This is a genomic window from Marinifaba aquimaris (assembly GCF_013328345.1).
Lineage (GTDB): Bacteria > Pseudomonadota > Gammaproteobacteria > Enterobacterales > Alteromonadaceae > Marinifaba > Marinifaba aquimaris.
In genome coordinates, this window is the sequence record NZ_JABULX010000020.1 from 19,101 (window position 1) to 32,291 (window position 13,191).

Annotated in this window: 10 protein-coding genes; 3 read left to right on the plus strand and 7 right to left on the minus strand. The window is 39.9% G+C overall.

What is annotated here, in order from left to right; genetic code table 11:
• Positions 1–3 precede the first annotated feature (3 nt).
• The 7 genes from HR060_RS12710 to HR060_RS12740 all read right to left on the minus strand — a co-directional run bounded on the left by HR060_RS12710 (position 4) and on the right by HR060_RS12740 (position 8,555).
• Positions 4–531, minus strand: a complete 528-nt coding sequence (locus HR060_RS12710; RefSeq protein WP_174200675.1) for a DUF6942 family protein — start codon at positions 529–531, stop codon at positions 4–6.
• A complete protein-coding gene (locus HR060_RS12715) occupies positions 531–1,997 on the minus strand; it encodes a M48 family metalloprotease (protein WP_174200732.1) in 1,467 nt (488 codons plus the stop codon). Before HR060_RS12715 ends, HR060_RS12710 begins: the two co-directional genes overlap by 1 nt.
• 6 nt (positions 1,998–2,003) lie before the next feature.
• The gene (locus HR060_RS12720) at positions 2,004–2,429 is read right to left on the minus strand and encodes a hypothetical protein (RefSeq protein ID WP_174200676.1); all 426 of its coding nucleotides are present in this window, start codon (positions 2,427–2,429) and stop codon (positions 2,004–2,006) included.
• A 7-nt stretch (positions 2,430–2,436) separates the two neighbouring features.
• Positions 2,437–3,030: a LemA family protein gene (locus tag HR060_RS12725; protein WP_174200677.1), complete on the minus strand. Its 594-nt coding sequence runs from the start codon at positions 3,028–3,030 to the stop codon at positions 2,437–2,439.
• Positions 3,031–3,092: 62 nt separating this feature from the next.
• A complete protein-coding gene (locus HR060_RS12730) occupies positions 3,093–6,179 on the minus strand; it encodes an efflux RND transporter permease subunit (RefSeq protein WP_174200678.1) in 3,087 nt (1,028 codons plus the stop codon).
• 2 nt (positions 6,180–6,181) lie between these two features.
• Positions 6,182–7,267: an efflux RND transporter periplasmic adaptor subunit gene (locus HR060_RS12735; RefSeq protein ID WP_174200679.1), complete on the minus strand. Its 1,086-nt coding sequence runs from the start codon at positions 7,265–7,267 to the stop codon at positions 6,182–6,184.
• Between the two features lie 196 nt (positions 7,268–7,463).
• Positions 7,464–8,555, minus strand: a complete 1,092-nt coding sequence (locus HR060_RS12740; protein ID WP_174200680.1) for an AI-2E family transporter — start codon at positions 8,553–8,555, stop codon at positions 7,464–7,466.
• A gap of 302 nt (positions 8,556–8,857) precedes the next feature.
• Here HR060_RS12740 and HR060_RS12745 point away from each other — a divergent pair, with 302 nt between their 5' ends.
• The 3 genes from HR060_RS12745 (at position 8,858) to HR060_RS12755 (ending at position 13,191) form a co-directional block, all read left to right on the plus strand.
• A complete protein-coding gene (locus tag HR060_RS12745) occupies positions 8,858–10,471 on the plus strand; it encodes a lytic polysaccharide monooxygenase (RefSeq protein ID WP_174200681.1) in 1,614 nt (537 codons plus the stop codon).
• Positions 10,472–10,594: 123 nt separating this feature from the next.
• Positions 10,595–11,206, plus strand: a complete 612-nt coding sequence (locus tag HR060_RS12750) for a trimeric intracellular cation channel family protein (protein ID WP_174200682.1) — start codon at positions 10,595–10,597, stop codon at positions 11,204–11,206.
• Positions 11,207–11,412: 206 nt separating this feature from the next.
• Complete coding sequence (locus HR060_RS12755; RefSeq protein ID WP_174200683.1) at positions 11,413–13,191, plus strand: putative bifunctional diguanylate cyclase/phosphodiesterase; 1,779 nt, start codon at positions 11,413–11,415, stop codon at positions 13,189–13,191.

A 13,191-nucleotide genomic window follows, 5' to 3' on the forward strand; every position in this document is an offset into this window, starting at 1 on the left:
TCGTTACTGCTCAGTAAAATATTGGTTAATCAATTCAATCAAAAACGCAATTTTAATATTAGATAGCTGGCGATAATCAAAGTATGGACAGACGATAATTCTTTGCTGAGGGTTAATAGCAAAACTCTCATTTAGCCAAATCACGGATAAATCAGCAGATATTAATAATTGCTCGGCATACTGTTTTCCCGCGATCAACCTGATAGTGTTACTTTGTGTCGATAATGCATCGATGGCATCAAATCTCAAGTTCGTATCAGAATTAATCTGTAAAAGCCGCTCATCTCGGTAGTTTTGCCAGGTATTAAAATGCTTAGTTTGATCGTCAAACCAATCATTTTTGAGTGCGTATCTAAACTTTGCAAATACATTAAACACTTTGCGCCAATGATTTCCCGTTTTATCCGCAATAAATTTAATTTCACCATCCTCTAAAAGGTGACAGTCATCTAACGCTCCATATGGCATTAAAGGGGGACGATTCGCAATATAAACTTCTATTTTTGCATTAGTTACACCAAGGCCGATCATTAAAAAGGCACCTCTGGTAAGTCGAGCCTCAGTTTAAAAACAAGTAGTAGATTTTTTTCATTTTCCGTTACTGAGTTATCTTGCTCAATACAGGTTTTAAACGCTTTCAAGAGTAAAAATTTCCGCCTTTTAGGTAGATTAGAAACAGCTGCTAAAGCAGATGATAGCTCTCTAAAATCTAATTTTGTAAATTGATAGCTTAACGCCTCTTCTTTTAATATCTGACATGCATTTTCAAAAGCTATTTCCGCACTAATTTCGTCAGAGTGGCCAACCGAAGATAGAGTATTCAATAACAACTGAATGGCATCAGCTCTACTTAGTTTTAAATTTAATTTATATTCAAGGTTTAAATGCTGATATAACAGCTCAAAGATTGCCCAATGCAAGAGATTATTAAATTCAGGCTCATTACTATCTACTTTAATTAAAGCACCCAAAGTATCGCTGATATTTTTTTGCTGCCTACTCGATGTTGTGTGAAGAACCGGAATTACCATTTCAATTAAGTTGAACTGCTGCTTGACCTTAAGCCCTGATACCTGACTTTCAATTCGATCAAGCTGGATAAATTCGTCTTTGCTCAAACACAGCTTTAGTTGCTTAAGCTGGTTTAACCTTACATCACAATTTTCATTTAATAATAAACAGTAAATTAAAATTCTTGCATCATGAGGCTCATGGGCTATGTGGACTAATTCAGAGCTAATTCCTTCAACAACTCTTTCAAAACTCATCGTTGAGTTTGTCTGCGTTCTTACTTGATCAAAAACAGGCCTATGTACATTTCTGACGACTTGCCTGTTAACCATATAAGATGTTGCCAAATAAGATTGTCCAACACTTCGCTCCAATTCTATTAATTTTCCTACAAAATAAGGATCAACTTTTTTTGCACGCTTAATTAAACTTGGATGAGTAGGAAATATATTTAACCAAGGGTTAACTGCTCGGTCGAAAAAGAAATGGCTATAAAAATGAGCACTAGTTGTATTAGAAAACGTTTTAGTCTGTTGTCCAGCAATAAGCCTAAACACTCTAATCAAAGATTCAGAGTTGCGAGTATATTGAACACTGCACGCATCAGCTAAAAACTCTCTTTGTCTGCAAACCGCACTTTTTATAAGATCTGCAAATACAGTACCTATCCAGCAAAAAAGAATTAAAAAAATACCTATAAAAAAGGCAAATACAGATAAAACCTGACTAGAAAAAATAAAAGAGTAACTTTTGTTTCGACTAAATACTGCACTATTGAGAATGTATTCAGCCCAAATTCCGGGAAAAGAAATACCATATAATACAGAAGCCATCAGAACATTTAGCCGATTGTCACCATTGATAATATGCCCGAGTTCATGACTGACTATTGCTTGTAATTCATCCCTTTCTAATTTTTCGATAGCCCCCCTTGTTATACAAATAGCAGCGCTGTGATCATAATAGCCCGTGGCAAGTGCATTAATACTACCTTAACCGGGGAGAATAAAAATTTGAGGAACAGGAATACTGGCCGCAATTGCCATTTCTTCGACGACATTTATTAGCACCTTCTCTTGAGGGTGAGTAGAATTTGGTAAGATGCGCTTCCCACCAAGATCAGAAGCAATTGCACAGCCATCTTTTGATAGCTGGATAAACTTGTAAGCAATTGCCAATAATGTTGAAAACACACAAGTTACAGTCAGGCCAACTGATAAGCTGGTAATTTGTTGAGTGTCTGCACCTGTATCGCCATGATAAAGCCAGTTAACGAAGTTAAAGGTCTCATCATTTGGTATAAAGAAAAAAATAACTTGGTGAGCCAACCAAACCAAACATAAAAAGGTGAAGATAAATAAGATGAGTAGTAGAGCAGTTTTACGCTTTGCTACTCTTTGTGTATGAAAAAAAAGCATCTTGTTTTTAAAACGAGACTTTAGGCGCTTTTAATTTCTCTGCTTTATTTTCTGTTTGAAAATACTCTACATTTTGAGAGTGCCCAAAACTAGCCGCCAATATTACAGCGGGGAAAGACTGCCTAAAACTATTGTAAAACATCGCAGAGTCATTAAATGCTTGCCTTGCAAAAGAGACTCTATTTTCGGTATTACTTAATTCTTCTATCAAGCTCTGAATTGTCTCGTTTGCTTTCAGTTCAGGGTAACTTTCAACAAGCATACTGAATTGCCGAAAAGCATGGGATAAACTTGCTTCAGCTTGGTTTAAGTTATCAAGCACGTGCTTTGTTGATAAGTTATTTTTACAATTAACTAAGGATGAGTGGGCATTATTTCTTGCTTGAATAACCCTTTCGAGTACGTCACTTTCATGTTTTAAGTAAGCTTTACTCGATTCAACTAGATTAGGGATAAGGTCGTAACGTCTTTCAAGCTGAACTTCTATTTGCGAGAAAGCATTCAAGTAAAGATTTTTTAACCTCACTAATTTGTTATAAACACTTATTGCTATAAAAATTAATAAAATTAGTAAGATACCGAGTATCCATCCTGTTGACATATCAAATCCGTCTTTTAAATGATAAAGCCCATTTATAACAAATGGGCTCACTCATATGCAAATTATGCAGGATTCAATTCATCGTCCAGTACGCTTTGAACCTTTTTGACTTCAAAGCTTTCTTCTCCCAAACGCAGCAAGCTAGGTAAGAAAATAAGCGTAAATAGCGTACTTACTAACATACCGCCAACAATAACCGCAGCAATGCCTCTATATAACTCGGCACCGGCACCCGGTACGAGTAATAACGGCAACATACCAAATAAACTGGTTAATGTACTCATTAAGATAGGACGCAACCTTAATCTAACTGCAAGGCGCACGGCATCTTTTCGGTGTATACCTTCACGCTCTGATTGGCGGGTTTGATGCACCAGTAATATGGCGTTATTGACCACTAAGCCAAGTAAAATTACAAAGCCAATCATGGTTAATAAGTCCATAGGTTGGAAGATGAATAAGTTAGTAATTTGCAGCATGGCTACCCCACCAAACGTGGCTAAAGGTAAAGCCAAGACAACTAGCAAACTATCTTTAAATGACCTAAATAAAGCGGCCATCAATAAAAACAGAATCGCTAAAGCCAGTGCAAAACTACCAGACATCTCTTTTAAGGTGCTATCGAGAGCTTTAGCACTTCCGCGATAGGTTACTGAACCATCAGACGGAAGTTGTGACATGATCACAGGCTCGACTTCTTTTTTCAGAAGTTCAATCGCTTGCTCAAGACTCATTTGATCCGGTGGTGTAATAGATAAAGTAATGGTGCGTCTTCTATCTACACGTCTTATTTGATTTGGCCCTGCGGTTCTCTCAAGTGTCACGAGTTCAGATAACGGTAAAGCACCGCTATTTGGCGTATAAATTGGCGTTGCAGCTAATTGCTCTGGCGTTGTCCACTCAGGAGCTCGCAGCATCATGCGCGTGCGATTTTGACCATCAAAGTACTCACCTAAGAATAAACCATCACCAAGAGCATTAGTCACTTGGGCGATATCACCTCGGCTCAAGCCTGACTCTATGATTCTTCGTTCATTGGGGTGAAGCCTTAATTCTGGTTCAGCAAGTTCTAACCCAGGTACAGGCTGCGCTTGAGCGGTTGGCATCACTTCCATAACTTTCGCAAATCCCATTTTAGCTGCGAGTAACGCCGTACCAATTTCACTGGCTTGTATATCCATATCAATGGAGCGACCGCCATCTAAGCGACCGAATATCTCAGCTTGACTAGCAAAAGCAATGGTATCAGGGAAGCCTTGTAAAATTTCGCCATTCATCTTTCCAACGAGTTGCGGTAAATCTTTCGGATCTTCGGCAACGGCACCGACAAAACCAAAGCTACCAAATAACCCTAAGAAGTAGTTGCTAACTTTGGGTTCTTGATTGCCTTCATATAGTTCATTCATTCGCTCAGATAACACATCACCAATTTCGGCTTTTGCAGCCTGAACAGACTGACCAGGTGGTGGCAAAACAAAGCCAAAAATGAGGTTTTGATTACCTTTTGGTAAATAGTCAGCCGTTGGAAATAAAGTCAACGTAATACTGACAGACGTGAACATTAAACCAACAATCCATCCCCAACGCTTAGTTGGACTTGAGGTTATTTTCATAATGCGATCAGCGATGCCATCCCACCAGTGCTCGTGTGGGTCTTTGTCTTGTACTTTAGCCAATATGGTGGCGCTGCCTGTCGGCAAAATGAGCACTGCGACCAATAACGAACTGATAACGGCAACGGTGATTGCAAGTGCTAAGTCGCCAAATAATTGCCCTGATACGTCTTTCAAAAATAAGATAGGAATAAAAATAGCGATTGTTGTTGCGGTTGAAGAGAGTAACGCCCCCCAAACCTGCGAAGCGCCTTTTAAAGCCGCTTCTGACTTTGACATACCGTTTTCACGCAATCGAACAATGTTTTCAAGTACGACAATGGCAGCATCCAATACCATGCCTACAGCAAAAGCCAAACCGGCTAAAGAAATGATGTTGAGCGTACGACCAAACATATCGAAAATAACAAACGTCGTCGTCAGCGCTAAAGGAATAGCCACCGCAACCATAATGGTTGCCCTGAATTTTCTTAAAAACCACCAAAGCACGCCGACGGCTAATAAAATACCCAGAATTAAGTTAGTCGTGACCAGATCAACCGCATCGGTTACGTAAGTGGTTTCATCATAGACTTGGGTCAGTGTTAACCCAGCTTTTGGTAGTATCTCTCTATTGAGCTCAGCAACCTCTGCTTTGATTTCATCCATGATTTCGAGCACATTGACACCGTTTTCAGGGATGACATTCATCGCAATCCCTTTAGAGCCGATTTGGTAAAGCACACCAAATTCATCCTGTAATTGGTAACCCACCTCAGCAACATCCGATAACATAACAGGACGACCTTCATAAGTGGTCAGCACCATAGACGCGAAATCTTCTACCTCGTACTTTCCTTTAAAGCGCAATGTGTACTTTCTTCGACCAACGTCACTAAAACCACCTGAAGTATCTTCAACGCCATTTAATCGGCCTGCCAACTGATCGATACCGATCCCAACAGCTGCAAGTTTGTTAGGATCAAAAATGATTTGTAGCTCTCGTTCTAAACCACCATAAGCATTAGTTTTAGAAACACCAGAGATGCGTTCGATCCGAGTTTGAATGACATCTTCAACATAATCACGATAAGAGCGTATATCTTTTTTATTACCTTCAATCGTTTGGATCGCAAACCAAGCGATGGCCCCATCAAACTCTCCTGCACCAACATACAGCACAGGCTCCTCGGCATCTGTGGGATATCGAGGAACTTGATTGAGCTGATTCATGGTTTCAACCAACGCTCTTTGTAAATCCATTTCAACATCAAATTGCATCGTCACTTGGCCTTGGCCTTGCGATGAAGAACTTTCTAATTTGACTAAGCCTGGCACATTTTTGAGAGCATCTTCTTGTTGCTCAACAATTTCGGCTTCAACCTCTTCAGGTGACGCAGAGCGCCAATTTGTTTGTACCGTTATTTGTGGTCTTTCAACATTAGGGGTCATTTGAACAGGCAGCCTCATCAAGCTGATGATGCCAAACATCACCACCATTAAGATGCCAACAATAACCGCCGTTGGGTTAGCAAGAGCTTGACGCGTTAAATTCACAACTAAACTCCTTGAACACTAACAAGCGTTTTCGCCGCAGGGATCACATTAACGGCCATTCCCGCTCTCAAACGCTCAGCACCGCGAATAACCACCTGCTCACCTGGTTTGATATCACCCTGCAAACTGATATTAGCGCCAACACCTAAGCCGGCTTTAACCGCAACTTTTTTTACCGTTTTATCTTCTGCAACAACAAATACTGATGACTCCCCATGACGCAGTACAAGTGCATCTCTTGGCACCATGACATTTGCCTCAATGGTATTAGGCATAGGTACAGCAATTTGGACATCTAGACCAACGGGCCAGTCAATCGTATTGGCATCTAATAACACTTCCATTAGACGAGATTTAGAATCCCCTACTGGCACGGCCTTTCTCACTTTTAATTCAAATTGCCCTAATGCAGATTTAACTTGTAATGCCATACCTGGTTTAACAAACTGCCATGACGTCAGTGGCACCATCACTTGAACATCAAGGTTTTCAATATCAACCACACGAAGAACTGCATCACCTGGGGCAACGACTTCCCCTACTTGGGCAATACGTTCTGTGACAATTCCATCAAAAGGCGCAGCCAAATTGGCGTATTCAATATCTTGAGCAATTTTTGAATGACTTGTATTTGCGGCATCGAGTAATGCCTGAGCAACTAACTTTTCAGAAATGGTCTGTTCAAGGAGGTTTTTGGCAGCATTGTTTTTAGCAGCCAATTTTTGTAGACGCTTCACTTCACTTTGTAAAAAGCTCAATTGAGCCTGCTGCTGTTTTATGTTGGCTTCGTTTTGTTTTAAATCTAGCTGTAATTGCGCATCATCAATTGCTAGTAACGGTGCCCCTTTTTTAACTGAATCACCTTCCTCTAACAACCAAGTTAATTGCCCTGAAGTACGCGCGGCAACCAAAGCATCATTGCGACTAACCACTAATCCACTGCGCCAGACACTAGGACTTTGAGTCACCTCTGTTGCAGCAGCAACATTAACGATTGGCTTAGGTGCATTAGCAAAGCTAAATGAGCTAAAAATCACGAGGTAAGTAGCAATACTAAAATTGAGGAATCGGTTTAGATTCAGGTGCATTATCAATCCTATGATTATTGTTTTTCAGTGTTGAGCACAGTGCTATTGAGGGTGCAAAGCTTAACTTAATTCAAGGTTAGTATTCACTGAATCTGGTCGTAGAAATTTGTTAAATAAGCATATTTTTATTAAGGAAATGTGTTAACGCCGACTTAACCTGCTCTAAAGAGCAGGTTAAGTGGAAATATAACAGGGTTTAAGCTTGGTTGACTGGATTTTTCTCCTCTGCAGCTTCGACTTCATCAAGCTCTTGCTGTACTTCTTCTTCACTGGCTAAAAAGGTCGCCAACCAACGGTATTCATCGGACGCTTCTAACGCTACTTTTAATACCATGGTTAAAGGTACACTTAAAAACATGCCGATCGTACCCAATAACCAGCCCCAAAAAATTAAAGATAAAAATACAACGAGTGTCGATATCCCCAATCCTTTGCCCATAAATTTGGGTTCAATCACATTACCCATAATTAAGTTAATTAATAAATAACCAATGCCGATTTGACCTGCACCAGCCACGCCAACCTGTAATAACGCCAATAAAATAACAGGCACTGCAGCGATGATAGAACCAATGGTGGGTATGTAATTGAACAAAAATGCGATAATCCCCCACAGCACAAAGTAATCTACGCCCACAATCCAACACAATAAGCCAGCGGCTAAACCAGTTGCCAAACTCACTGCGGTTTTAATGGCTAGGTAGTTTTTTACCGAATCGAGAAAACCCTCAATTTTAGATATTGAGTGCTGAGGGTCATCCAATGCCAAGTGTAATTTCTGCGTTAACGAATTAGCTTCAAATAACATAAACACTGAAATTAGTAGAATCAGTAAGAAATTAGCGAGAACATTACCAGCTCCGGAGACCATATTTGTCGCTAGAGACATCGCTGCGGCAGGGTCGAAATACTTCACAATCATCTCGCGATTCAATTCAATATTAAAAGTAACGAGATGATCAGCTAACCAATTAAAGTCTTGCCTCAATTGCGTTTTATAGACAGGTATATCTTGGCTGAACTGGTTAATGGACTGAGCGACAACGCTGGCTAGACTCATTCCAATTACGACTACCGTTGCAATAACACAAATTACCGATAGCCATTTGGGTACTCTGTAATTAGCCAAAAAAGTAATAACGGGCTGACAGATAATCGCGACAAAGACAGATAATAAGAATGGCTCTAAAATAACTGCCGACCATTTAACGCCAGCAAGGATAATAATGATACATGCACAGGTCACCAATAATCGAAGTGCCGGTGAACTTTGAAGTTGAAGTTGCATATTGTCCTTAATTTTTAAGTATTCGCTATTTTTCACAGTGTACCCCTTTGATTGTGAATGCCTAGTGTCCGTAAGCTAAAAATTTAAGAAACACCGCAAATTTGTCAGTAAAAAATTACAAACAAAAAGCCTGAACTGCGACATAAAACAACATAATTTGTTTACTTAATGTTAACATTTGTAACTTTTGTGCTAATATCAACATCGGCAATGGCATTCGCCATTGTTTGAGTTCAACAATTCAGCCCGGATGGCTGAAGGCAGAGCGTAGTAATTCTGCTCAATAAAAAGAAGAGTTTTCTATGAAAGCGATAAAGAAGAATATACTTGCAGCATCATGTGCAGCAGCGGGCTTTTTAAGCTTAGTTCCTCAACTGGCTTCAGCTCACGGTTTAGTTGAATACCCAATGGCTAGACAACAGTTCTGTGAACTGGATAAAGGTTATTGGTGGCCAGATGATGGTTCAGCCATCCCAAATTTAGCATGTCGTGCCGCATTTTTAGAATCAGGTACTTACCAGTTTGTTCAAAACATTGAATTTGCTGCATTAACTGCTGATTACAACAACATTGAAGCAGTTAAAAAGAGTGTTCCAAACGGTACTTTATGTGCTGCAGGTGACAACTCTAAGCGCGGTATGGATTTACCCCACCCTGATTGGCAAGTAACAGAGTTAAACTTAGATGCGAATGGTCAATTCGAATTCTTGTTCGACGCTGCAACACCTCATAACCCAAGCTTCTGGGAATTCTACCTAACAAAAGAAACATTCGACCCAAGTGTTGACGTATTAACATGGGAAGATCTTGTTTTAGTTGATGAACGAGGTAATGCACCTATCGTGCGTATCAACGAGAAGCCTTACTACAAATTTAAAGTATCTTTACCGCAAGATCGTTCTGGCCGCGCTATTTTATATACACGCTGGCAACGTAACGATGTAGCAGGTGAAGGTTTCTACAACTGTTCTGACATCGTATTAAACTCAGGCGATATCACACCTCCAACTTGGAACGATAATGGCTTCTACTTCGCACAAGGCGTTGAAGCAATGGCAGGTGATGAAGCTTGGTTCCGTCTATTCGACGCAATGGGTACAGAGATTGTTTTTGAAACATTAACAATCACAGTAGATAACGAATCTGAAGTTGTATGGCCAATTGAGCTTGCTGACAAAGTTAACTTATCTAGCAAAGTTCAAGTAGGTATCAAACAACAAGACGGTTCTATCGTATTTGATAGCACCGACTTAGCTGCAAACAAAGTGTACAGCAAATTCGCTGATACAACTTTCCGTTTAGACGTTAAAACACCAGTTGTAACGGATACTGACACTGATACTGCGACTGCAACAGATACAGCGACAGAAACGGACACAATGACTGAAACCGTTACTGAGACAGATACATCAACAGATACAGACACTTGTACATCTGCACAATATGTTGCAGGTAATAGTTATGCTACAGGTGCAACAGTATCTAATTTAGGCAACGAGTACACTTGTAAGATCTCGGGCTGGTGTTCTTCTGATGCATCTTGGGCATACGCTCCAGGTGAAGGTATGCACTGGCAGTCAGCTTGGGAATTAGCTTCTGCTTCTAGCTGTGGTACTGCAACTGAGACAGATACGGCTACAGAAACAGCAACTGAGACGGCAACTGAAACAGAAACAATGACTGAAACGGACACAGTAACTGAAACAGATACTGCAACAGATACAGACACAGGTTGTGATACTTCAGCTTACCCAGCTTACCCTAACTTCCCACGTAATGACTGGAAAGGAGACCCTAGCCATGCGCTAAAAGGTGACCGTCTAAGCCATAACGGTGGTGTTTTTGAAGCTAAATGGTGGACTAACTCAGAGCCATCTGCTTCTAACAACGCATGGAAGACTGTTTGTGGTGCGTAACCGCAGATAAACACTTTTTCCTTTGAAAGTTCAAACCCGGCCTTCGTGCCGGGTTTGTTTTTTTTAGCCCTTGAGACATAATAAAAGTTAACCGTTTTCCCTCTTAAGCAGTGAAGGTAACTTTTGCAATACGCCTTATATTGGTTTGATTTAATAGGTATCGCAGTATTTGCTATATCTGGCACCCTAATGGCTTATCAAAGAAAAATGGATGGTTTTGGCGTGATTGTACTCGCCTCTGTTACCGCTATAGGCGGAGGAACAATCCGTGATCTGTTATTAGATGTACCCGTGTTTTGGTTACACGATTCAGCTTACATTTGGGCTATTTTACTAGCCGCCATCATGACAATTATTTGGCTTAATACCCACAGGCAGTTTCCTAAATTGGCTTTAGAAATTGCAGACGCATTAGGTTTAGCCTTATTTGTGGTGATGGGCACAAAAAAAGCATTATCTTTGGGTGTACCAGACACCACAGCTATCATCATGGGAACAATAACAGGTTGTTTTGGCGGCATGCTAAGAGATGTATTGGCTAGACAAGTACCTATGATCCTCAAAAAAGAGCTTTATGCGATCTGCTGCATCTTAGGCGCATGTATTTATACTTTTTGCATCAACTTAGCACTTAGCCAACAGTTGAGCTTAATATTAGGTTTTATCACCGTTTTATCGATGCGCTTAGCAGCGTTGAAATGGCATTGGGGCTTGCAAGTATTTAAATATCGCTAGTCATGACATTGCTAAGTCCCTGTAAATAGTCAGTAAAATTACACTTACAGGTAAGGAAATAGTTTCTAAGTACAAGTAGTTGTAAAGTTTTGTTCAATTGACGTAGTTTTACTATGTTTGCTTACATTTTACTTTTCTTAACCCAACTGGCTTAAGAGATAATTAATACTATAGTTATCAACAACAAAAGGTCGTACATTGTCAAAATGCCAGCATTAAAATTTTTCCAACCATATCTGCTGACCATTTTATTTTTCACAACGTTAAGTGCTATCACGGGCATCTTACTGTCGTTTGACCAAGCATTTGAAGTTCAATTCTCCTATGTATCTTTTGCATGCCTTTTAACGTGTAGCTACTTTGTCGACGATATAACAACTAAAAAGCTCGTCGCCATTATTGCCTATCTTTTATTGCTATTTATCGGCATTGAATACCATTTAGATATAGAAACAATTGAAGAGATTTACGTTTTTATACCTATGCTATTTATTATGATCTTTCCTGGCTCATTCTGGCCTATTTTAGCTGCTGTAGGCTTGCTTTCTGCTTATGTATCCTCGCTATCAACATCTGGTTTTTTAGAGGTCATGGAAGATGGTTTAGAGCTAGTTGTTATCAACACATTTGCCACAGTTATGGTCTACTTCCAACAAAAAACTCAAAACCAAATGCGCATGTTTAGGCAAGAGAGCTACACCGATTATTTAACGGGTCTGGGCAATAGAAAAAAGTTTTTAGAGCTCATTAATGCCGAACACGATCTCTTTAAAAATTTACAAGGAAATGGCGCATTTGCATTATTGGTTATTGATTTAGATGGTTTTAAAAAAGTGAACGACCAACTCGGTCACTTGCTAGGAGATATAGCGTTAAAACGCGTCGCCAAACGCTTTGAAACCTTGGCTTCAGATAATTGCACTTTGTACCGCTTAGGCGGTGATGAGTTCACTTTTATCCTCCACAAACAACACAACATTGAAGAAAAAGCCGAACAACTAGCAAAGAATATAATCAAAGTCAGTGAAGAGCCTTACATCATGGAAGGCAAGACATTTACGCTATCGGCCAGTGTAGGTATTGCCTTTTATCCCAATGATGCAAATGAAATAGAAACGCTCTGTACTTATGCTGATTTAGCCATGTACAAAGCCAAAATGGCGGGTAAAAATACCTACGCCCTGTACGATCCCGAACTGACCGCTAAGACGTTAAGAACACACGACCTTGAAGACGACCTTAAATTAGCCATCGCTAAAAACCAGCTTAGCTTGCACTATCAACCCAAGGTATGTTTAAAAACAGGACAAATATTATCTGCTGAAGCATTACTGCGTTGGCAACATCCCAAATACGGTTTTGTGAGCCCGATGGAGTTTATTGCTATTGCTGAACAAAACCAGCTAATAAACGAATTAGGTGATTGGGCTTTGGAAACGGCCGCCAAAGACATTTGCAAATGGAAACAACAGTTCCACATCAACAATGTGGCTGTAAATGTTTCGTCTTTGCAATTAGCAGACAAACACTTTCCACAACGTGCTATCGATTTACTAAATAAGTTAAATTGCCCTGCGGAGTGGATTGAAATAGAACAAACTGAATCGGGCATGATGGCTAATAGACAAGAAAATATCCGTGCTTTAAACAAATTAAAAGAACTGGGCTTTACCTTATCTCTGGATGACTTTGGTACTGCCTACTCTTCTTTAGCGCACGTATCAAAACTACCAATAAACGTACTTAAAATTGATAAAAGCTTTATCGATCACTGTGTAACTAATAATAAAGATCACATGGTGGTCAGAACAATTATTCAGTTGGCCAGTAATTTAGGCATGAAAACAATTGCTGAAGGTGTTGAATCAGAAGATCAGTTAAAGTTACTTCGAAAAGAAGGTTGTGACGAATACCAAGGTTACTACTTCTCTAAACCAATTCCTGCAAAAGATTTTTCAGAGCTTTTGGAAAAACAAGGTAACTAG